Origin of the sequence: Arthrobacter sp. Cr_A7 (assembly GCF_029222765.1) — a bacterium.
In the GTDB taxonomy this organism is placed as follows: domain Bacteria; phylum Actinomycetota; class Actinomycetes; order Actinomycetales; family Micrococcaceae; genus Arthrobacter.
Genome location: NZ_JARHXQ010000042.1, coordinates 1 through 23,985, shown reverse-complemented (window position 1 = coordinate 23,985; position 23,985 = coordinate 1). Strand labels below are relative to the sequence as shown.

Sequence of the window (23,985 nt, the reverse complement as noted above, 5' to 3'; positions counted from 1 at the left end):
CGCCGCGTACCTGGGCGGGCTGGTGGAACCGCTGCTGAAGAAGATGGCAGCGTTTCCGGCTCCGACGTTCGCCGCGGCTCACGGGGCGTGCCTGGGTGTCGGGCTGGGGCTGCTGCTGGCCACGGACGTGGTGTACGTGGCGGAGAACGCGAAGTTCGGGTCGCCGTTCGCCAAGTTGGGTGCCACGCTGGATTCGGGTGGGCACTGGTACTTCACGGAGCGGCTGGGCATGCACCGGACGCTGGACCTGATCTACACGGCCGAGCTGATGAGCGGTGCAGAGGCGGTGGCGCAGGGGATGTTCAGCCGGGCGATGCCGGCGGATGAACTCTTGGAAATGACGCGGGACATTGTGTCGTGCGTGGCAGTGGGCGCAACCGGTGCTTTCAACGCGAGTAAGGAGCTGGTGGCACACATCCGTGACCAGCGCCTGGGCCTATGGGAAGCCATGCAGGAGGAGAACGCCGAGCAGGCGCGGCTCTGCAAAACGGACGATTATGCCGAAGGTTTCCGGGCGTTCCAGGACAAGCGTGAGCCGAAATTCAGCGGCCTCGGAGGCTGAGCCCCGCCCTCACGGTGGTTGAGCCTGTCGAAACCAGAATTGCCTTTGTTCGCCGCTAATTTGTAAGGTTCACCTATGACTATGGGGAAAGCTGTTACCAAAGCCGTCATTCCTGCTGCCGGATTGGGAACTCGCTTCCTGCCCGCAACCAAGGCGATGCCGAAGGAAATGCTGCCGGTTGTTGACCGTCCGGCCATCCAGTACGTCGTTGAGGAAGCCGTAAAGTCCGGCCTCAACGACGTTCTGATGATCACGGGCCGCAGCAAGCGTGCCCTGGAGGACCACTTCGACCGTGCTCCCGGACTGGAACGGGTGCTGGAGGAGAAGGGCGACAAGGACCGGCTGGAGTCGATCCAGTACGCTTCCGAGCTGGGTCCCATTCACTACGTCCGCCAGGGTGAGGCCAAGGGCCTGGGCCACGCGGTGTTGTGCGCCAAGCAGCACGTGGGGGATGAGCCCTTCGCCGTGCTCCTGGGCGACGATCTGATTGACGAGGCCGAGTCCCTGCTGACCACCATGATTGAGGTGCAGCAGAAGACCGGCGGGTCCGTCATTGCCCTCATCGAGGTTGATCCTTCGCAGATCAGCGCTTACGGTTGCGCCGACATCACCGCTGTGGATGGCGAGGACTACGTCCGCGTCAACAGCCTGGTGGAGAAGCCTGCCGTGTCTGACGCACCGTCCAACCTGGCCGTGATCGGCCGGTATGTGCTGCATCCGTCAGTGTTCGGCGTTCTGGAGAACACCGAACCGGGACGCGGTAACGAGATCCAGCTGACCGATGCGCTGCAGACCCTGGCCGCCGGCGAGGGCGAAGGCTCCGGGGTGTACGGCGTGGTCTTCAAGGGCCGCCGCTTCGACACCGGTGACAAGCTGAGCTATCTCAAGGCCGTCATTACGCTCGCATCGGAGCGTGTGGAGTTCGGCGAGGACCTGAAGACCTGGATGAAGGCCTTCGTCAACTAGCTTTTAGCCACCGACTTTTAGAGGTCCGCTGCCGGAAGGTGGCGGGCCTCTATTTTTCTTAGTGCTGCAGCGGCTAGGAGGGCGCCGAGGATAGCGCCCAAAGCGTTTGTGACAAGGTCTACCGGACTCGCAAAGCGATTGTGTAGAAACAGAAACTGCCCCAGTTCCATACATCCGGAAATGAGCAAGGCAAAGGCACCGATTCGCCACCAGGGCTTTTCTGGAAAGGCGAGTAGGCCGACCAAGCCGAGCGGGATGAACAGCACGATATTGGCTGAGGCCTCCACAAATTTGTAATTGAACCACGAAGGGATCCCGTGGCTGTGGAGGATTGTCAGCACCTTGGAGAGCTGTTCTTGGACTGGTTCGTCTACGGGAGACGGCCAAAACGCAATGAATGCAAGCGCGATAAGCATCGTGGCAAGAACGCTTCGCCAAAGCCCGTGATTGCGGAGATACCTCAAGACGGCATCAGGGAGCCCGTACAAGCGCAACTATCGCCACGCCGAGGGCACCAACTGTCAGAAGCCCGAGAAAGGCGCAGCGGAGAGCCAGAGGGTGAGGGAGCCGTGCTGAGAAATCGAACTCTGTCAGAGTATTGCGCCAAAGTCTACCCATAGCCCTTATTGATACCACAGTCCGTTGGTTGAGCCTGTCGAAAGCAGCTTGTCGAAGGTTTAAACCCAGAAGGTGGGCGTCATCGTTTCCGAGACGTCCACCTTCTGAAGTGCTTTGAAGCGATGCGATTATGCAGCGACCTCAGCCTTGGCGCGGCGGCGAACAACTACCACCGAGGTCGCGCCAGCAGCCAGCGCGCCAGCGCCGACCAGGGTCCAGAGGACCAATCCGGCATCAGCACCTGTAGCTGCCAGACCGCCGGTGTTGCTGGATGTTGCTGCGGCCGGTGCTACTGCAGCAGCCACGGTGACGGTTACAGGCCCGACGGTCACACCGGACGTGTCACCCGTGGCAGTAATGCTGTAGGTACCGGCTTCGCGGATGGTGATGGGCACAGAGAAGGCGCCTTGCGCGTCAGCAGTGGCCTTAAGGGTTTGAGCTTCGGCAACAACGCTGATACGGGCAGCAACTGAGCGGCCACCCGCGATGTTAGCGCCAGAGGCGGCCGGCGGGTTTCCCGGCGTAACCCTGATGGTAAGCGATTCGCCGACCCGGAAGCCCTGGCCACGGAAAACGAACGTTTCACCCGGGCCTACGGTGCCGTCAGATACGGCAGCCTGCGGCGGCAGCGGGATGTAGTTGATGCCCTGGGCGGCTGCAGGCGCAGATCCAATGAGGGCGATGGAGCCGGCAAGCGCGAGTGCGGCAAGAGTTTTCTTCATAATTGTCCCCCCGGAGACGTTAAGTTTTGGTGTACCCGATTTTAGAGGAGGATTCCTCTGCGCAGAAATTTCTGCGTGTATTCCGGATAGATATCCCAAGAAGAAGCTATCACCGGATGTGTGCCGTGAGCAATGTCAATCCAGTCGGTTTACATACTGTTAACGAACTGGTCGCGGAAATTACAGGCAAGACGAGGATTGTGTGGGGAGAATCACATCTATTACAGGTTGAACAGATGGTGTGACAACCAGGCTAGGTTCGACGTGCTGGACTATCTTTCCGAACGTGAGCTCTAGCGTCTTGCTCTCTCCCGGTGCAAGCTGGAGTGCAAGAACGCCCACGGGGCGGCTTTTGTGTAGGTATGGTGCGAAGTCTGCCTGCTGACCGTCTATAGCCGCCGTCTCTACGTTGGATTGTGCTGGGCCGTACACCACCACATTCGTCTGCACGGACCCCTGTGGCACGCCAGAAGCTCCGTCTCCTGTTACGTACGTCGGAAGAGAGGCAGCAGCGTCCGCGGGCGCCGTATTGGTACTGGTCACCCGAACCGTCGTTTGCTCGTACCCATCTCTTGAACATTCCTTGATCAACTGCACGGTGCGCTTGACGTAGTAGTCCATTTTGGCCCCCGTGCCGTCATTGAAGTAAACGCCGAATTGGGCTGCCTGTACCGCGGGACCGGCTACAGAACCGCTAATAGGGTACTTGGATACAACTGATTGCTCCTCGTCAAGGGCGGACCAGAAGAGGATGCGTCCTTCCTCTGTGCCTCTACTTATGCCTTTCACCAAGCCCTGCGCATTGCCTTGCCCTGATGACAGGGCTGAAAAGACCTGCTGAGCTACCCCTGCAAAATACACATCCTGTAGAGGCGGGTACTGGATCTTCTCATAGACGTCGGAAAGCAGTACCTTTACTACATTTCCGCCGCTTAACTCGGTCGGCAACCCTGTAGAAGCAAGGGCTACCAGATCTGGTTGGGTGAGGGTTACAGGGCCAGTTGCATCGAGAATGTAACCAAGCGTAACGGGATCCACGGATATTACACCGTCAACGCGTTCCCCGGTCTTACGTTCCCACATTGCTCGAGCGGTGCTAGCAGCAGAAGGAAAGTCAGGCGTCAAATTTACGTCCTGCATAAATTTACCCATGCGGGTGGAATAAATTGCCTGTTGCTCGGGGTCAAGTGGTATCGCCGGGGCCATCACGCCAATATCACCTGCACTGCTTTGTTCGGCCAGCTCAAGCTGTCCATTTTCCGCGGTCAGCACGGCGACGGCTCCTGGAATCCCTCCAGAAGCACGCGCCTCGGCGTTGTTTTGAACAATCAAGAGGTAGTTCTTGCGCGACTCTGATCCCAGCAGCTGGGGGAGTAGGGAAGAAACGTCTGCTGCGGCGTCTAGCGCTGCAGTGGCATCGCTTATCTGGTTCCGTACTTCATCAAGAGGATCGGCTACTTGAGGGAGTAGCTTGTTTCCATCGATGCGATTCAGTCGTTCACCGGAAGAGCGCACGGCGTGGGCGGCGGAATTAATTTGAGGAGACGCTGCCTGAAGCGGTTTGAGGTTGGCCCCGGCGCTGCCCGGAAGCAGAGTGTCCCAGTTAAGTTTGTCTGCTGTTTCTACCAGAGGCTCGAGAGCCAGGTGTGACAAGTCGTCGGCAGAACGCGCTACTTCTGAAATGGCGGCCAAGTTCTGACCAAGGTACGGGAAGCCAGAAGCCAGAACCCAAAGGGGATCTTCTGCCGCCGATTTTGCTGCTTCCGTATGTGCTTGGAGCCTCTCCAGAGCTGCGATCGACTGCTGAGGGTTTCCCGTTCCGATGCCGGATTTGATGGGATGAAGAAGTTCAGACGCAGCATTAAGTTCATTGGTAACAACTGAGGCTCGCCCAACCAGCCACGCCACTGCACTTCCAAGGACGCACAGGGTAACGGCCACGACAATGATAATGGTGACGGAACGTCTACGTTTTTTGTTAGTCTGCCCTGAGGGCGGGTTCGCTTCCGCACGAGCATGCAACTTTACTGCCATTCTAGGGGCGCCCCAGTCCTTTGTAAGTCCAGCCAGCAGTTCGCCATTTGATTGGGTCGAGGACATTGCGACCGTCGAGGATACGGCGACCAGCTACGTCAAGGCCCACGATGCATGGGTCGAGATCGCGATACTCCTGCCATTCGGTAAGGAGGAGCAGGGCGTCTGCATCACGCACAGCCTTAGCGGTCTGCTCCTCGTAATGAAGTTCCGGAAACCTTGCGGCCGCGTTGCCTATCGCTCGAGGGTCCGTGACTGTTACCGCGGCGCCTTGTAGCTGGAGCTGGGCGGCAATATTTAGTGCCGGAGAATCACGCACGTCGTCGCTGTCCGGCTTAAATGCGGCACCCAGAACCGTTATTCGTTTCCCGAGTATCGATCCATCGCAAAGGTCGCGGCAAATCTCGACGACTCGCGTTCGACGTCTCATGTTTATGGCATCCACCTCTCGGAGAAAGGTCAACGCCTGGTCAGCGCCCAACTCTCCAGCTCGGGCCATAAAGGCCCGTATGTCTTTGGGAAGACAGCCGCCACCGAAGCCAATCCCGGCGTTAAGGAACCTCCGACCGATGCGTTCGTCAAGCCCGATGGCATCGGCCAGTTGCGTCACGTCAGCGCTAGTAGCCTCGCAGAGCTCAGCCATAGCGTTTATGAAGGATATTTTTGTTGCCAGAAAGGAATTTGCGGCTGTCTTCACCAACTCCGCTGTTTGTAGGTCTGTTACTAAGCGAGGAACTCCCGCCGACAATGGCGTTGCGTATACCTCATCTAAGATCTTTACGGCGACATGCTCCTCAGACCCACCGTGGACACCATAGACGAGACGATCCGGCCCTAAGGTGTCTTCGACTGCATGTCCCTCCCGAAGGAACTCAGGATTCCACAGCAGGTGGGCAGTAGGCTCGTGCGCAGTTATTAGAGTCAACACTTCGCTGGCGGTTCCAACAGGCACGGTGGATTTGCCAACAACCACATCCCCTGGCTTAAGAAATGGCGCCAAAGCAGACACGGCAGAATTTAGGTACGAAAGATCTGCAGCATACTCGCCCTTTTTTTGGGGAGTTCCTACGCACAGGAAATGTATGTTGCTGCCAGCAGCGGCAGACATCTCAGTTGTGAACGAAAGGCGCCCCGTGCTTTGCACGGATCTGAGTAGCTCACTTAGTCCAGGTTCATAAAACGGAGCATGTGAATCGGATAAATCTTTGATTTTTTTAGTATCTACATCTATTCCAACAACGTCATGCCCAAGTTGAGCCATGCAAGCAGCATGTACTGCCCCCAGATAGCCGCAACCAATCACTGATATACGCATGTAATCCCCCAGATTTGGTTGTGGGCGGCTAGTGAGCGCCAGTTCCCACGAAGACAGCTTTGAAAGTCTTGAGCAAAATTAGGACATCTCCCATGAGTGACCAGTTTTCTACGTAGTACAGATCGAGCCGGATACTCTCGTCCCAACTCAGGTTGGATCGGCCACTCACCTGCCATAATCCGCTCATCCCAGGGCTCACGTATAGCCGGCGGTGGGCGGCGTCATCGTAAAGCGCCACTTCTCCAGCACGTTGCGGACGCGGGCCCACTAAACTCATACTTCCCATAAGGACATTGAGTAATTGGGGTAGCTCGTCGATAGAGTACTTCCGCATGATCCGACCCAAAGGAGTGACCCGGGGGTCGTTTTCGATCTTGAACAGTGGCTTGTCGCCTGAGCCTTGGGCCTTCAATAGCTCGACTAGATCTTCATCAGCGTTCACCCTCATGGACCGGAATTTCAGCATGTCGAAAGTAGTGCCACGCAAGCCGACTCGCTCCTGACGATAAAACACTGGACCAGAATCCGTTGCACGTATCAATGCGGCGATGATAACGAAGATGGGGGACAAGGCCGCCACCAGCAAACCGGCAACAACTACGTCAAAAGCGCGCTTTGCAACCTTTTTACCCCCAGTTAGTTTTGGGGTTGAAACGTGTATTAGCGGCAGTCCCGCTACTGGTTGTGTGTGAATTCTTGGGCCTGCTATGTCAGTCAGGGCAGGCGCCAGGATCATGCCGATATTTTTCGCAGCGAGTTCCCATCCCAGCCGCCGCAGGTCTTCAGGATGCAAATTTACGCCAGCCGAAACGGCGACAGCATCTATATCTAGGGCCGCTATGACTTCCAAAATCGATTCTACGTCTGAAGCGGTTCCTGTGACAGGAAGTGAAAGGGCAGTTGATTGCGCGGCATTTGTTGCTGCACCTGGCAGGTGGGCAGCAACAGGCAAGTAGCCTGCAGCCGGCGCGCTTTGTAAAGAGCGTACGAGATGGGCGGCAGAAAACGGACCACCAATAATGAGTACACGCGAGCTGCTAAGGCCACGTCTGCGCTCGAGAGCCAAGTGCTGACGAACGAGCCAGCGGGCAGCAAGCAGCCCAATAGCCCCGGCAGGAAAGGCCAAGCCCACAAACCCGCGAGCTGTGTCAATGCGCAGGGCATACGAGAAAACGGCAACGAAACCAAAAAGCCAAGCTGAGCTTGCCAAGACTCTCTTGTATTCCTCGGTTCCCGAGCCGAGGACCTTGGCGTCACGGCTACCCCAAAACTCCAGCATGAACCACCATGAGAGGGCAAGCGCGATCGATAGGATCACGTAATCGGTCTCTCGCGTTTGGTTACCAGGTTCGTAGAAGCCGAAACGTACGCCAAAAGCGCCGGCAACGGCCCATACAACTACGCCAGCGTCGACTATACGTAGTCGATTCACATACTTAATTCGCCAGTTGCGCACCTGGTGCAACTCCCCCACGCTTACAGCCTGTTTCATGTCCTCGACTCTCTCAACACTCGGTATGTTACTGCGTCCGCGGGGCCTGCCATGATTGCCGAGTTGCCGTTCGTCACTGTACGGCAAAAGTTGCGCTACGGGTCCTCTAGTGATAGGCCGGGATCGGCCAGCCTCTGGAGACATTGTCACTAATAGCGGCTCTGGGTACATGTTGTGGTAATTGTTGTATTGGTGCCTAGGTCGGGTAGCCGTAGCTCTCAGTGATGCCGGGGGAAGTGTTGTCCAATCGAGAGACGGTAAATAAGCGTCCACGTGTGATTGTGGTCCATGAATGGCTCGCAACAATAGGGGGCTCTGAAAACGTAGCCACCGCTATGATAGATGCCTTTCCTGGTTCCGAACTTTTCTGCTTGTGGCGATCCCCAGGAGCTTCCGTCGAGGGCGTCACTGTCGCTGAGAGTGTTCTTGGCAGGCGACCATTCCGAAACCGGAAGATGCTGTCGCTTCCGCTCATGCCCATGGTGTGGAGGAACACTCCCATTCGGCATAGAACAGAAGATGTCGGCCTAGTCAGTTCGCATCTTTTCGCACACCACGTACGTGTGGCCCGAGGTATGAAGAAACTTGTTTATGTTCACACTCCTGCACGTTACATATGGGAACCCAGCTTAGACTCACGGGGCGATGGACTTATGGCGAGACTAGCTTCTTCTCTGCTCAAGCCCCTCGATAGGTACCGAGCCCAAGAAGCAACCGATATCGCTGCAAACAGTAAGTTTGTTCGCGACCGAATCAATAAGGTTTGGGGAAGAGACGCACGAGTCATATATCCGCCGGTGGATGTAGCCGAAATTCGCGCGGTAGCGGATTGGTCATCCGTCTTGAGCTCAGACGAGCAGGCGGCTTATGATGCACTACCTCCGAAGTTCATATTGGGGGCATCCCGTTTCGTGTCCTACAAACGCCTCGACATCGTTATTCGGGCTGGAGAGGTTGCAGGCCTACCTGTGGTTCTAGCAGGCGGTGGCCCAGATGAGGCACTCATCAATAGTCTGGCCGCTTCAGCCAAAGTCGATGTGACAGTGCTGAGCCGGCCGTCGACTCAATTGCTTCGAGCCTTATACCAAAAGGCGCTCCTATATGTGTTCCCGCCAGTCGAAGATTTTGGCATTATGCCCGTTGAGGCAATGGCCGCGGGCACTCCTGTGTTGGCCAACCGAGTTGGGGGCGCAAGTGAAACGGTGACCGAAGGAAAGACTGGTGCCCTTTTCGACGCCGATGATGAAGCGAGTTTGCTTTCGGGACTTAATCGTGCTCTTTCCTTGGACACTGCTGGCATTTCTGACCATGCGCTTCCCTTCTCGCGGGATCGTTTTCAGAACGAAATACGCGCTTGGGTTGCGGAACACTCAGCTGTAAAAGCACCGCACCCCGGCCACACTTTCAAATAGATCACAGATTCGAGAGTTGATTTGCTGACCAAGACGATAGCGATAACGGTTACCTACGGTGACCGCGCAGACATGTGTGAAGAAACGGTGCGGCGAGCCTTAGCCTGCGGCGCATCAAAGATAGTGGTCGTGGATAACGGATCCAGCCCGTCGAGCGCCGCACGCCTTCTGTCTCTGGCTACCCGCTTGGGTAGTGCGCTGGACTTGCTTACTCTTGAGGAGAACCTAGGTACCGCGGTCGCCTTCGGGGAAGGAATTGCAGCTGCCCTAGCGCATAAGGCCTCACACCTATGGATACTCGATGACGATAACTGGCCAGAGCCGGATTGCCTCAGTGCACTGCATGAACTAGCGAGCGATATGAAAGGGAGTACTGAGGACTTCGTATTCGCATGTAGTAGAGACACGGACGAGCATCACGGGCTCTTGTCCAGTGGCCGTGATAGCGCTGATGTGTTCGAGCCGGCGGGGACGTTCTTTGGTTTTGACTTGTACAAACGTCTTCGACCACCACGACCGCGGAGTTCTGGTGGGACCGCACTCGCATCGCGCCCAAGGCTTCCCCAGGCCCCGTATGGCGGCTTGTTCGGCCCTGCTGCTGTGTTTAAAACTGCTGGCCTGCCGCGACGGGATTTTGTTCTTTACTTCGACGACGTTGAATATACGAGGAAAATGAACCGAATGGGCATAGGCATCTACCTTTGTGCTGAGGCCCGAATTGTCGATGCTGGCAGTAAATGGGTGGACTCATCTTCGAACCGGTATTTAATGGGAATGATCAAGGCCCAGAGTGACGTGCGAACATATTACTCATATCGGAACAGCTTTGTTGTGGATTTCCAAGAAGCGCGACTTGGCGGTTCTAAACTGCGATTTATTCTAAATTTCGCCATATATTCTCTTTATGTTTTGGCACAGTCGACGCGGGCGGGCAATTTGAGCTTTGCAAAACTATATCTGCGGGCTTGCCGTGACGGAGCTCGGCTGCAAATGGGTCCGCGGCTATCGCTAAAGCAGGTCGTCTAAGATGGAAAATCCTTCTCATGCACGAGTGCCTAACCTGCACGTGTACAGCGGCTGGAAGGGCCATCACGGTATAGCCCGTTTTGGTAGGGAGGTGATCACGCGTCTGACTTTGCCGTTCTCAAGCGTTGACTCAACGCACAGCCCTACGTCACCTCTAGACGTCGTCGGTCCGTATCGTTTCAGGCTCCGTCGGTCAGACCTACTTTATACGCCAGGGTTTAATGCCGGCATCTGCCGTGCTCCCCAGGTACTGACTATCCATGACCTCATTCACCTACATGTTGAAGACGAGAGTTCTTTGACGAAGAGGGCATACTACGAGTTGGTTGTAAAGCCCGCAGTGAAGAAGGCAGGCCTAGTCCTCACCGTTTCTACAGCGTCGAAAGAGGATATTCAGACCTGGTTGAACTGTGATGATGTACGGGTCATAAATGTTGGGAATGGCGCTTCTGCCGAGTTTGGGTCCGATGAAGAGCAACACAACTTTGAAGTAACGGCCGATCGTTTCATATTTGTGGGCAATCTGAAGCCGCATAAGAATCTGAAGGTAATACTCCAGGCGTTACGCCTCCGTCCTCACTTCTCACTCGACGTAGTCGGCTCCGATGCAAACGCCGTCCAGTCCCTTGCCCGTCAATTCGACGTAGAGAATCAAGTTGTTACGCACACTAGTATTGACGATTCCATGCTTGCCGACATGTATCGAGCATCAGCAGCCTTGTTATTCCCCTCAATTTTAGAGGGGTTTGGACTACCAGCAGTTGAAGCTATGCGGTGCGGAACTCCAGTTGTATATTGGACGGGCTGCACCACAGTCGCAGAAATTGCGGCCGAAAGCGGATTTGGCGTTGACAGCTCTGCTGACGCAGATGCATGGGCTAACGCTATGGATGAATGCTCAAAGTCAGCAGAAAGCGGAAAAATCACCCCGTCAGAAGCTTGGAACAGGCAGTATGACTGGGAACGTGTAGCGTCCAATGTTTCCAATGCCTTGAGAGCCTACAGCAGCATTTCTACCTGAGGAAGGCGCAAACATGGGGGAGAGCATCTTGTTCATTAGCCACTCCGCAGACGGGGGTGTCTTCAAGGTAGGTAGCCATCATCTCGCTCGTGAAATGGCTCGCAGCGGCGCCGTTGTCGCTCACGTTTCTACCCCATGGTCTATGGTCCATCAATTGCTTAGGGTGGATGACAGCAACAGGCGTAGCTTGGCGGAGGGTGGGCCAAGAGTGGATGCGGACGGAGTCATCCATGGGTGCAGCAAAACAGTGCTGCCCAGTATCTTTGGAGCTTCACCCTATTTGCGACGTTTTCTCAGTAAAATCGGCTTCGCCAATCCGGACCTGGTATTAATTGACCAACCGTTGATGGAAAACTCATTCCTTCGGACGTTGGGGCGCACGAGAATTTACCGGCCCACCGACATATACCCAAACGGTATAGCTGCCAGACGACAAGCAAAGCTGATTCCGAGCGTTCACGGCATCGTCGCTACATCCCAAATAGTGTTGTCTTCTTTGCCAGCAGTCGAGCGGCAACCACGAGTGGTGGTGGAGAACGGAGTGGAGTTTCTGCGGTTTGCTGCGAGCCACGAGCTACCGCGCCGTGGCGCGGTATATGTGGGGGCTATCGACGGGCGCTTTGACTGGGATGCGGTAATAAATTTTGCGAAGGCGGCCGGTAACGAACCCTTCACCATCGTCGGTCCTATTAAGAATCCTCCCCCTGCAAACCTGCCAGGGAACGTAACCCTTACTGGCCCTATGCCATACGATAAGGTTCCTGCCGTACTCCGGGGTGCGAAGGTCGGGCTTCTACCTTTCACCTCCACTGACTTAAATGCCGGAAGAAGTCCCATGAAGCTTTTCGAATACTTAGCTTCGGGTTTGTTTGTAGTCAGCAGGCGACAAAATCGGCGTGAGGTTACTGGAATCCCAGGGTTAGCAACGTACGATAGGTATACTGAGGCGCACCCTGCCCTTAGCCGTTGGATGGCCGAAGCAGGGCCGAATGTTGCAGGCATCCGCCGAGCTGAGATAGAGGACTGGACTGTCAAAGCTAAGAACATTCTCGATTTTGCGCGAGGGCTGCGAACATGACTCAGCCCCGGAAAATTATAGGGCCGGACAAAAGGTTTGGCTTTGCTTTCTTTGATGTCTGCTACAACATATTGATTGCTGGGAACGTATGAAGAATCTCGCTAAACGCTTGGTTGGGTTCTCCACACTGCCCTTAATCTCGGCGCTGACGCCGTTACTTTTACTTCCTATTGTCGCGCGACTTGGCGGGGCCGAGGGCTGGGCTAGTGTGGCGATTGGTCAAGCCATCGGCGCGTTCGCTTCAGTAGCGATAGGGTATGGAAGCGCGATCTGGGGTCCGGCTGCCATCGCCTCGGCAAATGACGAGAGTAAGCAAAGGGGCATCTATACGGAGGTTGTATCATCGAAAGCCCTGTTGTCCTGTTTCGTGTTCCCACTGGCCATTGTGGCCACTATGTTTTTGGTCAGCCACAGATATCTATTTGAGGCTATAGGAATGGCTCTTTCTATGGCTCTTGTGGGCTGGTCGCCAGCATGGTACATGATCGGTTTAGGCAAGGCTGGCCCTATTGCGACTTTCGAGACCGTGCCAAAACTTATAGCAACTGCGTTTTCTGCCTTTCTTCTATTGACCACAGGAGTGATATGGCTTTACCCGCTCTGCTTGATTTTAGCCTCTGTAATTGGGCTATTACTTTTTCACCGGAGCGTCTTAGGCGTGGCGTGGCCCAAGGTATCTCCGCTTAGCAAGCAATCAGTTGCATTACTCCGTAAGCGTTTCAGCACGGCTCTCATAGATGGCGTCGGTACGGGCTATATTGCTGCCCCCATTCCTGTAGTCTCGATGAGCAGCTCAGTTCAGGCCGTTAGTTCGGTCGCATCAGGTGACAAAATCTACCGATACGGACTCTTTGCTGTCGTGGCAATGGGCAACGCACTTCAAGCTTGGGTTCTAGAACCGGGAGCCCGCCGAGTCCGGAGGCACGTCTTTGCTATAGCAGCCCATGCTACTCTTGGCCTCTGTGGGCTGCTGTTCCTTCACCTTGCGGGTCCGCTGGCGACGGAGGTTATGTTTGGGCCGGAGGTTGCTGCTGGTAACCCTATGCTGATGTTCTACGGCATCGCATTCTTTGCAGTATCCACCTCGACTCCCCTGGTGAGGAACTTACTGATTCCAGCGGGCCGGACCCGCATGGTACTAGCAGCAACCATCCTGGGGGCTGTTGTTGGTCTCCCCCTGATGGTGGCATTGAACATGTCTTGGGGTCCAGAAGGTGTTGCCCTAGGACTAGCAGCGAGTGAGCTCTTGGTCCTTTGTGTTACCGCTCTGGCTGCAAGCCCGCTTTTGATAAGACTTAAAAGATTTCCCGCCGCGGACCTCACTGACGCAGTCAAGTCCCGTGGTGCTGAAGACCGTTCCAGGGCTCGGGGCCGGCGGAGGATGACGACAACCAAAACTCTGGAAACGACCACCGGCACTAAGGAACTTGATTGAAGCTTGCATCGGTTACTAGGCCCGTTTTTGTTTTTGTAGTGCCACTTCTGCTTAGCGTAGCGGCCTGGGCTGTTCCAGGAGAGTCAGTCTTTCTACGGGGGTTTAGTCAGCGGACCAACCTCTCTCTAGGTGGTCTTGCAATTCTATGCTCGTGGTATGTTCTTTGTTTTGCCGTGTACACGCTTGGTTCCCGTGTAGGGGGCAGTGTCAGTACATTTGGGTCTATCACCCGAGTGGAGGAAAGCTCTCATTTCGAGAAGACGCTTCTAAAGATCTTAAGCGTGCTTGCCACAGCAGGTGTCATGTACGCACTGTTCCTAGCACAACAGCAGGGGTCTATCTTGGCGGCCTTGGCCCAAAATGCTGGCAATAATTTGTCAGAGCCGTTGAAGGACGGGGCCGGATTGGCGACTTTGCGATACACAACTGTCATCGCAGCGCCATTCGCTCTCGTTTTATGGCTAAAGAAACGCACTAGCTTGCTTCTCGTTGCATGGAATCTTATTCTCCTACTGCTAAGTTCGCTATTCTCATCTCGGATGTCTCTTCTGATGGCGGTTGTTGTGTTTGTTTTCTTATACGCCCATATCAACCCCGGCGTCAGAATAAGGCCGGTTCGAATGATACTTTTTGCGAGTGCCATATTTGCTGTTCTTGGTGTCTTGAACTTTTTCCGTAACGCAAAGTATTACGCTTCGTACGATATAGACAACCCCGCTCTTATGAACTGGTATCAGATACTTACCTACCTTGGTTCACCCTTTCAGGTTTCAGGCGGTGTTTCTAGCGCCATATTTGCCGGAACGTTTCCAAGTCGAGGTTCGTATATTGATTCTATAGTCATTATGGTTCCAACTTTTTTCCAAGAAAAAGACGGCGCTATTGTAGTGGGTAGTGATGCTCGCTATGCTAATCAAGTTGATGTTGCTGGGAGCCTTACCACCAATTCTGCGTTCGCTGACATTTATAATGTTTATGGGCTGTCCGGTCTGATTTGGAGTCTTTTAGCCGTTTTCGTTGCGGGAATTATTTATGGTCATTGCAAGCAGTATAAGTCGGGAATGGCACTAGGTGCGGGCTTGTCGCTCTACCTTCTGGCCGAGTATTGGCGGATATTTCTTTTCAACCAAGGAATTGTCGTTTATCTTTTCCTTGCAATCTTCTTTGGGTCTGCGGCGGCTGTAATGCTTACTAATATGCACTACAGGAAAGAGATGCTTAAGGTTCCAAGCAGAACGTCACAGAGAAGTCCCCATAGCCTGAAACGCGCCATCATTAGTGCTAAGTAGCGGCCAGTGTCTAATCAACCTACGCCGTCACTGTTTCCGCTCGGGACCATTAGTTCGGCTTCTCCTTGCACACGGCCTGGGACGCCATGAAGGCTGAAGCCACCCTCTGGCTCTCAGCCACCCATGGCTGACAGGTTTGAACTACTCGGCGTGGATGATGCCCATGTCTAGTCCCACACCGGCACGGCGGTTCTTCACGGTTCGTGGTTAATGTTCTTGGCCGGTGTTCTGGTGGCACTGCGCAACAGAATAGGCGTTGTGTAGATGGTCCGCGTGCCCAGGTTAGTCCTCGTTAAGTGCATCACTGCGGAGTTGGCTTCCGCTTTCACGGATGTCGCGGCGGTGACAATGCGGACTTCGATCTCTCTCCACCACCGGCAGACCGTGCGCCAGAGCCGGTTCGTTCCCGGCTGCGCGGCTCGCTCGGGCAGGACCTGCATATCCTTTTTCGCGGTGACCACGCTTCAAAGGAGCCGGCTGTCAGCAGGGCAAGCAGCTGTTTTTTACAAGGCACACTGCCTGCAGTTTCCCGGCCCTTCGCGGTTCGTGGTGAATGTTCTGCCGTGAAGGATGTTCATGCCGCTGTTCTGGCGGCACTGCGCAACAGGATACGCGTTTTGTAGTTGCGTGCGTTGGTGAATCCCCGGCCTGTCCTTTTTATGTGCTTTATCGCGTTATGTGCTTTATCGCGGTGTTGTTGGCTTCCACTTTCGCGGTTGTCGCACCGGTGACAATGAGCACTTCGATCTCTTTCCACAACCGGCAGACCGTCCGCCAGAGCCGGTTGGTTTCGGGCTGCGCGGCTTGAACCGCCAGTGCCTGAAGCCGGTCTTTCGCGGCGGCCGCGTCGGCGAGGGACCCGGTGGTCAGCAGGGCCCGGAGCTGTTCCTTGACCAGCCACGCGGCCTGCAACTTCCCGCTGGCGTCGTCGGTATCGAACACGGTGCTGAGCCTGTTCCTAGCCCGGTCCGAGAGTGTGTCCCCGGCGCGCAGGAGCAGCCGGCCGTTGGCCCAGACCGGGTCGATGGAGCGTCCCCGCCAGCCATGAACCTGCTGGGTGAGGCGCTGCCGGACTTCGGTGAGCATGTCCTTGCCGAGCTTGACCAGGTGAAATGCGTCGACTGAGACATCGGTGCGTGGCAGCCACATCCGCAAGGCTTTGCAGAATGCGGCGGATGGGTCGATGGCAACGACCTGCACGCCCAGGCGCCATTCGAGCGGACGGGCGAAGAGCCAGTCCCCGACGCCCTCACTGTCGCGGCCGTCAACGATCCCCAGGACTTGTCCGGTGTCCAGATCGACGATGGTGGTCATCCACGGTTCGTAGCGTTTCCAGTCCTTGGTGGCCGGGTCGCGGAAGAACCGAACGGACCGGTAGCGGTGTTCATCGATGCCGAGCATCCGCGGTGCCAGGGCGTCGACATCGGGCAGCGTCGCGCCGCGGAATCCAGAACCCGGTGGATCAGCCACCACGAGGCACCGGATGAAGCGGCCGCCTCGCGGCGGCCCTTCCGGATCCGATGACGGCGGCAACAAGGGCCTCACGGAGTCGGGGGTGGACCGTGCCCGGCGCGGGACCTGGGTGGGTTTCCTCGGTGAATGTCTGGCGCGGGCACAGGTACTCATCGCAGAAGAATCTCCGCTTGGCCCAGACCACTTCCGCCGGCCCGGCGACAGGGATGTCACGCAGCCGTTGTGGCCGGCGTGAATGCACCCGGCTGCTGATCACGCCGCAAGACGGGCACCCGGTCTACGCGGTGGCCACGACGCGGATCCGCCGCTGCCCGAAAGCAAGGACCTCGGTGCTGGTGACGCGATAGTCGGGCAAGTTGTAAAAATGGCGGTGGCAGCATCGGGGCGCGGGGAAGTAGGCTCAATCAAGGCTCGTAGCTCCCGACTCTTGATGAATGCGTAGAGAACATGCATCACAGCAGGGCTACGAGCCCTTCAGCTTTCAAGACACGGAACCTGTTTCACCATCAACCACGAAGAGCCGGTTTCCCGTTGGTGTAGTCGGTCGCGAACACGGTGGTGAGCCGTCCTGTGCCCGGTCCGAGAGCGCATCCCCGGCGCGCAGGAGCAGCCGCCGGTTGGCCCAGACCAGATCGATAGAGCGTCCCCGCCGGCCGTGGAACTGCTGGGTGAGGGTTGCCGGACCTCGGTGAGCAGGTGGCCGAGCTCGACCAGGTGGAAGGCGTCAACCGAAACAGTGGTGGGTGGCAGCCACATCCGCAATGCCTTGGCCTCCCGGAGCCGGCGGGTGGACCCCGCCCGGCGCGGGACCTGGGCTGTCTCCTTGCTGATGTCTGGCGCGGGCACGGCCCGAGTGCAGGCAACTCGGACTGAAGTCATTGAAATATTTCCCACCAAGTCGCCCGTCTCGGACTCAAACAATGGAAGGCATTGTTCCTTGCCTACTTCGACACCTTCGGCGCCTCCAACGGCCCACCGAAGCGAACAGCGGCGTCATCGAAACCACCCGCCGCATCGCCTGCGGCTTTCGCCACTTCACCGACTACAGACTCTGATGCCCAATCGCCGCCGGCGGCCACCGCCCCAGCAAAATCAATCTAACCAACGATGACTAGGTAAGAGCACGCCGCCCAGGAAGGACCGCGGTACGCTCTGACCTGATGTCCCAGTTTCGGCCTCGCCGCTTCGTCAAGTACCCCGGCACCACGGTCTCAGGGGGACCGATGGGAAGTGTGTGTGGACGACGCGGCCATGGAATCGTACTTCTCGCTGCTGCAGAAAAACGTTTGGATCATCGCGCTGGCTCACCGGGCAAGCCTGCGCCTCATCATTACGACCTGGATCCACATACCATCACGACTAGCCGGTCTGTCATATGCATTTGCGGCTCTATCTATTCACTGCCTGGGTTACTGAACCTGCGGAGAAAAGTGTTCCCATCAGACCTTCCATTCTTCCCAGCAACACGAATAACCCGTCGCCTACCGTATAGGGGTGACCTTTTCGTAAACCAAAAGACGCGCCACCTAGTAGGGCCTTGAGGCACTGAACAGGTCCAAACTCCCCAACCACCAACAGTCGGCCGTAACCACGAGCATAAGCGCGCAGTTTCACCCGTCGCTCCGATTTGGTGAGACCCTTAGGGTCGGAAATACCAAATACCTGCGGATAATCGCACCATTCAAATGGACCTACTGAGGGTAGTTTCATCCATCGCAGAAGAAGCTCGGTTCCTTCCCCAGACTGCCAAGGGGTTACAGCGCCCGTCCCGATACTTTCGTCGAAACCACCCAAGTGCAAGAATGTTTCGTGACCGATAAACAAACCCGGCTCAATCACTTGCCATACATTTTTCTTATCAATTGGTGTGCCAGGAGGAGGTAGAAGAAACTTGGGCCCGAGTTCATCAATGACGGTCAAAGCGCCAGCGGAACCACTTATTGCTTGGGCCTTAAAAGTTTTGACGAAGTCCGGCGGAAACCAGGATGTGTCGTTGGGGAACAGCAGGAAGTCAACGGTTGAAGGCGCTTTGTTGACAGCATGGTTTCTGCCCGCAGAGGCCCCACGAGGACCGCTGACAGCAGTTACCGACACTCCTGCAAAGTTCATATCACGGACTATTGCCCTGACTTCCTCCACCCCAGTAACAGCTGAAATGACTATCCAATCTCCCTGCTCTAGTTGGCCCTGCAGGGACGCCAAAAGAGTAGCAAGACGGTCATGTCTGCCTAAGGTGGTAATAGCAAAACCTATATTCAACTTCGACCTTCGTGATTTCGCTATAGGTGTAGTAGGTAAGGAACTACAGTTGATGGATCTTTGTCACCATGCAGGCGCTGGTTAGAAGGGGTAGCGACTCGGGGAACGGGCAGTCTCAACGTCCCGTGCAGAGTTATTGCTCAGGCCCTCAAATTCTTTGTCAATCGGTTCTTGTTCAGGCCCGGCTCTACGAGCCCGTCGGTTTGTGTTTTTGCTCGCGCTTGCCTGCGAGTCGTCACTGTGGGATTCGTAACTGTAGTACCCGTACGAAGACGCTTCAGGGCCCTTGGTAGGCAAGCGGTTCAAGACAACGCCCAAGATGTTCGCTTCCACAAGTTCAAGGGATTCAAACGATTTGGTGAGGTTTGTTTGCCTGATGCGACCACTGCCGACCACTACTGCGGCACCGTCAACAATTTGAGCCAAAACTGAAGCGTCAGTGACGGGCAACAACGGCGGTGCATCGACGATAACTGTATCGAAAGTAGCAGCCAATCGGGTGACCAGGTCCTTCATTGCCACTGACCCCAAGAGTTCGCTGGGATTGGGGGGAATTTGCCCCGACGTAAGAACGTAGAGGTCTTGCGTGCCCCAAGGCTGCAACAAGTCATCGACGTCTGCCTCACCTACAAGAGCAGTAGTGAGACCCGCGTTGCGGTCTAAGCCGAGGTACTCGCCGACCATAGGGCGCCTCAAGTCTGCGTCAATCAAAACAACAGACCGGCCGGATTCAGCTATGGTTATTGCCAAATTTATGGCTGTTGTAGTTTTGCCCTCGCCCGGCAGGGAGGACGTTATAAGCAGGGTCTTGTTCTGGTGGTCCACGTGAGCAAACTGCAAGTTGGTTCGAAGCTGGCGGAAGGATTCAGCTCGCAAGCTGTGATCGTTGGCAGCCGTAACAAGGGGCCTGGATTCCGCATCTTGGTCATAGGGAATTCCTCCCAGAATTGACGCAGACGTAACCCTACGAACATCCTCCTCACCCCGCACACGGTTGTCCAGAGAGGATGCCATTATCGCGGCCACTGCGCCTAATGCGAGACCTCCTCCCACGCCGAGAAGAAGGTAAAGCTGGACGTTCGGTGCAGATGGCGACGAAGGAGCAGAAGCCGGAGTAACGATTGAAATTCGAATAGGAGAAGATTCACCGGTCGTTGGCTTTTCCAGAACCTCAACTGCTTCAACCAAGCTCGTCGCGACGCCTTGTGCAATCGCTGCTGCTCGAGCTGGAGATTGGTCTGAAACTGTAACAGTGATTATGACTGTGTTTAAGTCGGTTGTGGCTTTTACTTTTTCGGCTAGCTCGCCGGGCGTCTCAGTCAATCCCAACGAGTCAATAACGGGCTGCAAGACGGTTGGTGTGGTAACGGTCTTCACGTACGACTGAACCCGCGCCTGTCCGAATGAGTTCCCCGCCTGTAACTCATTTATCGAACCTGAGCCATGAGTTGCAACGAAGAGCTGTGTTTGCGACGTATACGTCGGCTTAGTTGTGATGGAGGCTGCACCTCCCGCAAGAAGGCCCGCAAGGGTAACCGCCGCTATAAGCATCCAACTGCGCCGCAAAACGCGTAGGTAGTCTCGTAAATCCAAGCTGGGGCCCCCCTGAGGTCGCATCGGAAGCAGCCCATTTGGCATGCCACCAGAACACTTATTAAACGCGCGGTATTGCATATTCTACCTGCCCAACTTAGGTCGCGGCGTCAAGGTCAGTGTGGGGGGCAAGACTCCCTCAATTCGCTTTGCGGCTGCGTGGCCATGCGTGTGCCTTTATCGGGGTTGCGAAGGGGATCAGCGGTTTGCCCCGGCGCAGGAGGCCAGCGTTCATATGCGGAGCCCCACTCGACTCGTAGCCTCACACACAGCCTTCAGTCCTACGGCTGTGGGTAGAATATGGCGCGTGGGGGCACGCGTCACCCTCACGCGCCCTGCCTATCCCCATGAGATGAGCGTCCGTTTTGAAGATTACTTTCCTTTTGCCTGGCTTTTCCCCAAACCCCATAGGTGGGTACAAGGTGGCCTACGAGTACGCGAACTTTCTTGCCGGCATGGGGCACCAAGTGAACATAATCCACTCTTGGCGGTTCAGCCGTGATGAAAGCGGCTTCGACAACCCCGTAGATGTCCTCCGGCGTTTACGGTACGCGCCTGAGGTTGCCCGTAACACCAGACCGAGTTGGTTCGCTTTCCACCCCGGGGTGCGGTTGGCCAACAAATTTTTCACCGCGCTTCGCGACTTAGACGGTTCTGACGTAGTCATTGCTACGGCCTGCCAGAGCGCGCCCATAGCCAGCGAGCACGCTTTAAAGCGCAAGTCTGCAGGTGTTTACTTCATTCAGCACTACGAGGATTGGTCGAAGGATGCGGCGTTCGTCAACCGCACGTGGCAGCTCCCGCTTCAAAAAATTGTCATCGCTCCCTGGCTACAAGAAAAAGCAGCAGAGTTAGGCGTGAGTGCCGAGTTGGTGCCCAATGCCATCGATGCCGAAAAGTTCCCACTCGGCCCAAGTGTGCATGCCCGCAGTCTTGAAGTGACGGCGATGGTTTCACCTCAAGAGTGGAAGCGTACGGACCTTGTCTGCGAGGTGCTCCGACGCGCGAAGGCGCGAGTTCCAGCCATGAAAGCAACAACATTCGGCGTCTGCCCGCGTCCGTTAGATTTGCCCGACTGGGTTGAGCACTTTCAGCAGCCGAGCACCGAAGAGTTAAGAGCGCTTTATCAACGTTCCAGGATCTATCTGTGCACTAGTGACGCTGAAGGATGGCACCTGCCGCCAGCCGAGGCGATGATGAGCGGTTCCGCGGTCGTTTCAACTGATATAGGGGGCGTGAAGGCCTACGCCGAAGGTGCTGCCTTGTTCTCCCCAGTGGGTAACGCAGGCGCACTAGTCGACAATGTGGTTCGCCTCTTGGCGGATGAGGCAGAATGCGTGCGACTAGCGCGCTGCGGATACGCCAAGCTCTCTGGTTACACCGGACGTGACGCCGCACACGCCTTTGCGGACCTTGTCGTCAGAGCCAGGAGTGCGGCCTAACTGTCGGCCCTAGAACAATAACAAACACGCTTCGCTGGTCGATTGTTAGACAGCAAGACGCGTCGGCTGGCTTACTCCTGGGGTTCTCGGGCGGGATGCTGGAGCATGGCCGCAGTATCTGACGAGTCCGCGACTTCCGAAGGGTCCTTGGGACTCGTCTGCCTTGCCAAGCGAACATACGGCAGGATTTGCCCGACTATTTGTCCTGTAGTGCATCGTCTCCCATTCATTGGTGACCCGTCGTAGCCGCTTTCTGCGCCAACAGCAGCGCAAGGGGGACTCACGCGGTCTTGGTGACTACGTGATTTTGATCGTTGTTGCAACGCTAGGCACTCCATTGTCGTCCACAGCAAACAGCATGTAGGATCCGGGCACCAGCACCCCTTTATCGCCCGGCAGTGTAAGAGAAGAGGTGTTGCCTGATACCGCCGTTGCGGTGAGCGGAATTCGACGCTGATCAGTGTTCACCGAATGCGTAACTGTAGACATCCTCATGAGGGAAAACTTACTAATCTGCGCTCCAGTGGTCACGGCAATTGTGCTCCCGGCTGCGGCGGTGGTCGGAGCGGTGACAATTCTTGGCCGGGCACGCTCACTACCATCGGGATTCAACAGATATGGAGGAGTGAAGATTTCGCCATCCAAGTGATTTGTAGTGCAGGCGCCACACAGTCCGCCCCCGCCCACGAAGACCCGTCCGTCAGGAAGGAGCAGGGCGACACTGTGATACGTCCGGGGAACCGCCATCGGTGCCAACATGCTCCATTGACCTGTCGCTGGATTCCAGATTTCTGGTGCCATCCGGGCTCCGTTGTCGCTGAAGGGGACAGGAGTCGCCTGGCCACCGACTACCAACACCTGTCCATCGGGGAGGGCAACACCATTGGCGAAAGATCGAGCGAGACCGAGGTCGGCGGTTCGACTGACGCTGACTCCATTGTTTATATCGATCGTGTATGAGCGCGAGGTAGCATTCGCGTTCTCGTAGGCGGTAGCTCCGCCCGTGGTCAAGATTTTTCCGACGTCATACATAACAGCGTTGCCATTCATGGCGTCTGCGCTATCGGCCCGCAGGCCAGCCGTAGTGATGCTCCCGTTCCCCGTGGGCGAGATCCAATTCATTTGCCGGCTCGGACCGGCGTGGAACACTTGTCCTCCAGCCGCGGAGAACAACCATGCGTGGTTGTCGGATCGGTACTCGCCACCGGGATCGTTAGTCAGGATATTGCTGACCGGCACGTTCGGCAGCGTCCGCCAGCCGCCGGTGCTGGACCAGACTTCGCCGCTCTTGTTACCAACTCCACCCGCCCAGGACCCCCCAATGCTGAAAACTTCTCCGGTGGAAACGGTGACATTGGATTGATAAGCGCGGGCTATTTTCATATCCGGCCCTGCAGTCCATGTGTTTGCTTCGGGATTGTATATGGTGGTTTTGGCGCTGTTGCTGCCCCCACTGATCAAAAGTTGTCCGTCCGGAAGCAGGGACGTCCCGGGGCAGAACATGTCATGACCGGTGTTCGTTACTTGGGTTTGGCTCACAGCGCCGGTACCGAGGTCCAAGATGGATGTTTGAGTAAAGCCCCTGCTTCCACCGAATGCAGTTGGAGCATAGGCCGACCACGTCAGTAGTCGGTTCCCTGGCAAAAGCGCAGCCGCGACGGGGACAATGGGGAAATTGATGGTCGCTCCCCAACGCCCCTTTGTGCCCAGCGCTTCAGGTGTTGCCGTTGACGACGCTCCGATGAGGTTTATCTCGGCGGCGGTGCTCCACGGGCCCCTGTTGCCAGCTTCTGTGCTTGCAGTGAGCCGGACGTAGCGTGCCGATACCGCTGCAAACGTCACAGTTTTCTCGTCAGCGGTGTCTGCCCATGTGCCAGCGGCAACAGCGTTCCAAGTGGTTCCGTTGGAGCTGGCATGGATCGAGTAAGCACCCACGCGGCCGTTTACATGGCTGGAACGAGGAAGATAGCGCACGCCGGAGACCTGATTTACGACGCCCATGTCGATGGTTAGGGTGTGCGGCAGTGCCGCCGCCGGGGCTGGGGAATATCTGCTGTGCCAGATCGTAGTGGCATTGCCGTCAAGCACATTGGTGGCGCGGCCATTCTCTCCAGTGACCTCTTCATCGCTGGCACTGGCCGCCCAGCCGGCACGAGGCAGAACACCGGTTGTAGGCGGTGGCGTAGTTTGCTGACCCACAAGATTTATCTCGGCCGCGCTGCTCCACGGGCCCCTGTTGCCAGCTTCT

General features: G+C 56.3%; 18 protein-coding genes and 1 pseudogene. 8 read left to right on the top strand and 11 right to left on the bottom strand.

Annotated elements, in window-relative coordinates; all coding sequences use genetic code 11:
- A partial coding sequence (locus P2Q66_RS02800) for an enoyl-CoA hydratase-related protein (protein ID WP_275725398.1) occupies positions 1-562 on the top strand: 562 nt, incomplete at its 5' end.
- A 75-nt stretch (positions 563-637) separates the two neighbouring features.
- Positions 638-1,528 carry a UTP--glucose-1-phosphate uridylyltransferase GalU gene (galU, locus tag P2Q66_RS02795; RefSeq protein WP_275725396.1) on the top strand — a complete coding sequence of 297 codons (891 nt, stop codon included), beginning with the start codon at positions 638-640 and terminating at the stop codon, positions 1,526-1,528.
- A 17-nt stretch (positions 1,529-1,545) separates the two neighbouring features.
- Here galU and P2Q66_RS02790 read toward each other — a convergent pair whose 3' ends face one another.
- From P2Q66_RS02790 to P2Q66_RS02770, 5 genes are all read right to left on the bottom strand, one after another.
- On the bottom strand, positions 1,546-1,944 hold the full coding sequence (locus tag P2Q66_RS02790) for a VanZ family protein (protein WP_275725395.1): 399 nt from the start codon (positions 1,942-1,944) through the stop codon (positions 1,546-1,548).
- A gap of 330 nt (positions 1,945-2,274) precedes the next feature.
- Positions 2,275-2,868, bottom strand: coding sequence for an LPXTG cell wall anchor domain-containing protein (locus P2Q66_RS02785; protein ID WP_275725393.1), 594 nt, complete (start codon positions 2,866-2,868; stop codon positions 2,275-2,277).
- A gap of 180 nt (positions 2,869-3,048) precedes the next feature.
- Positions 3,049-4,902 (bottom strand): DUF4012 domain-containing protein, encoded by a 1,854-nt coding sequence (locus P2Q66_RS02780; protein ID WP_275725392.1) that lies wholly within the window; start codon positions 4,900-4,902, stop codon positions 3,049-3,051.
- A 1-nt stretch (position 4,903) separates the two neighbouring features.
- A complete protein-coding gene (locus P2Q66_RS02775; RefSeq protein WP_275725391.1) occupies positions 4,904-6,217 on the bottom strand; it encodes a UDP-glucose/GDP-mannose dehydrogenase family protein in 1,314 nt (437 codons plus the stop codon).
- A 28-nt stretch (positions 6,218-6,245) separates the two neighbouring features.
- On the bottom strand, positions 6,246-7,709 hold the full coding sequence (locus P2Q66_RS02770; protein ID WP_275725390.1) for a sugar transferase: 1,464 nt from the start codon (positions 7,707-7,709) through the stop codon (positions 6,246-6,248).
- 797 nt (positions 7,710-8,506) lie between these two features.
- Between P2Q66_RS02770 and P2Q66_RS02765 the strand changes: the two genes are divergently transcribed.
- From P2Q66_RS02765 to P2Q66_RS02750, 4 genes are all read left to right on the top strand, one after another.
- The gene (locus P2Q66_RS02765) at positions 8,507-9,121 is read left to right on the top strand and encodes a glycosyltransferase (protein ID WP_275725388.1); all 615 of its coding nucleotides are present in this window, start codon (positions 8,507-8,509) and stop codon (positions 9,119-9,121) included.
- A gap of 1,027 nt (positions 9,122-10,148) precedes the next feature.
- Complete coding sequence (locus P2Q66_RS02760; RefSeq protein ID WP_275725387.1) at positions 10,149-11,168, top strand: glycosyltransferase family 1 protein; 1,020 nt, start codon at positions 10,149-10,151, stop codon at positions 11,166-11,168.
- Positions 11,169-12,334: 1,166 nt separating this feature from the next.
- Positions 12,335-13,681 carry an oligosaccharide flippase family protein gene (locus P2Q66_RS02755; RefSeq protein WP_275725385.1) on the top strand — a complete coding sequence of 449 codons (1,347 nt, stop codon included), beginning with the start codon at positions 12,335-12,337 and terminating at the stop codon, positions 13,679-13,681.
- Between the two features lie 281 nt (positions 13,682-13,962).
- Positions 13,963-14,970, top strand: a complete 1,008-nt coding sequence (locus P2Q66_RS02750) for a hypothetical protein (protein ID WP_275725384.1) — start codon at positions 13,963-13,965, stop codon at positions 14,968-14,970.
- 194 nt (positions 14,971-15,164) lie between these two features.
- On the opposite strand, the gene P2Q66_RS02745 is transcribed toward P2Q66_RS02750, so the two are convergent.
- From P2Q66_RS02745 to P2Q66_RS02735, 3 genes are all read right to left on the bottom strand, one after another.
- Entirely contained in the window at positions 15,165-15,431 is a 267-nt protein-coding gene (locus P2Q66_RS02745) for a hypothetical protein (RefSeq protein WP_275725382.1), read from the bottom strand.
- Between the two features lie 205 nt (positions 15,432-15,636).
- On the bottom strand, positions 15,637-16,440 hold the full coding sequence (locus P2Q66_RS02740) for a transposase (RefSeq protein WP_275725381.1): 804 nt from the start codon (positions 16,438-16,440) through the stop codon (positions 15,637-15,639).
- Positions 16,433-16,684, bottom strand: a complete 252-nt coding sequence (locus P2Q66_RS02735) for a hypothetical protein (protein ID WP_275725400.1) — start codon at positions 16,682-16,684, stop codon at positions 16,433-16,435. Before P2Q66_RS02735 ends, P2Q66_RS02740 begins: the two co-directional genes overlap by 8 nt.
- Positions 16,685-17,549: 865 nt before the next feature.
- Here P2Q66_RS02735 and P2Q66_RS02730 point away from each other — a divergent pair.
- Positions 17,550-17,730 (top strand): annotated as a pseudogene (locus P2Q66_RS02730) (IS3 family transposase); the annotation flags it as partial.
- 102 nt (positions 17,731-17,832) lie between these two features.
- On the opposite strand, the gene P2Q66_RS02725 reads toward P2Q66_RS02730, so the two are convergent.
- Together P2Q66_RS02725 and P2Q66_RS02720 are read right to left on the bottom strand one after the other, a co-directional pair.
- Entirely contained in the window at positions 17,833-18,552 is a 720-nt protein-coding gene (locus P2Q66_RS02725; RefSeq protein ID WP_275725379.1) for a hypothetical protein, read from the bottom strand.
- Positions 18,553-18,783: 231 nt separating this feature from the next.
- Positions 18,784-20,319 carry a polysaccharide biosynthesis tyrosine autokinase gene (locus P2Q66_RS02720; protein ID WP_275725399.1) on the bottom strand — a complete coding sequence of 512 codons (1,536 nt, stop codon included), beginning with the start codon at positions 20,317-20,319 and terminating at the stop codon, positions 18,784-18,786.
- A gap of 341 nt (positions 20,320-20,660) precedes the next feature.
- Between P2Q66_RS02720 and P2Q66_RS02715 the strand changes: the two genes are divergently transcribed.
- Complete coding sequence (locus P2Q66_RS02715) at positions 20,661-21,737, top strand: glycosyltransferase family 4 protein (protein WP_275725377.1); 1,077 nt, start codon at positions 20,661-20,663, stop codon at positions 21,735-21,737.
- Positions 21,738-22,034: 297 nt separating this feature from the next.
- Here P2Q66_RS02715 and P2Q66_RS02710 read toward each other — a convergent pair.
- Positions 22,035-23,985: galactose oxidase-like domain-containing protein (locus P2Q66_RS02710; protein ID WP_275725375.1), on the bottom strand; the 1,951-nt coding region annotated here is incomplete at its 5' end.

Bases quoted from the DNA above. Each gene is read 5' to 3' on its own strand.
- galU (WP_275725396.1), top strand. From the start codon at position 638: ATGACTATGGGGAAAGCTGTTACCAAAGCCGTCATTCCTGCTGCCGGA.
- P2Q66_RS02790 (WP_275725395.1), bottom strand. From the start codon at position 1,944: ATGCTTATCGCGCTTGCATTCATTGCGTTTTGGCCGTCTCCCGTAGAC.
- P2Q66_RS02785 (WP_275725393.1), bottom strand. From the start codon at position 2,868: ATGAAGAAAACTCTTGCCGCACTCGCGCTTGCCGGCTCCATCGCCCTC.
- P2Q66_RS02780 (WP_275725392.1), bottom strand. From the start codon at position 4,902: ATGGCAGTAAAGTTGCATGCTCGTGCGGAAGCGAACCCGCCCTCAGGG.
- P2Q66_RS02775 (WP_275725391.1), bottom strand. From the start codon at position 6,217: ATGCGTATATCAGTGATTGGTTGCGGCTATCTGGGGGCAGTACATGCT.
- P2Q66_RS02770 (WP_275725390.1), bottom strand. From the start codon at position 7,709: ATGAAACAGGCTGTAAGCGTGGGGGAGTTGCACCAGGTGCGCAACTGG.
- P2Q66_RS02760 (WP_275725387.1), top strand. From the start codon at position 10,149: ATGGAAAATCCTTCTCATGCACGAGTGCCTAACCTGCACGTGTACAGC.
- P2Q66_RS02755 (WP_275725385.1), top strand. From the start codon at position 12,335: ATGAAGAATCTCGCTAAACGCTTGGTTGGGTTCTCCACACTGCCCTTA.
- P2Q66_RS02725 (WP_275725379.1), bottom strand. From the start codon at position 18,552: ATGAACTTTGCAGGAGTGTCGGTAACTGCTGTCAGCGGTCCTCGTGGG.
- P2Q66_RS02720 (WP_275725399.1), bottom strand. From the start codon at position 20,319: ATGCGACCTCAGGGGGGCCCCAGCTTGGATTTACGAGACTACCTACGC.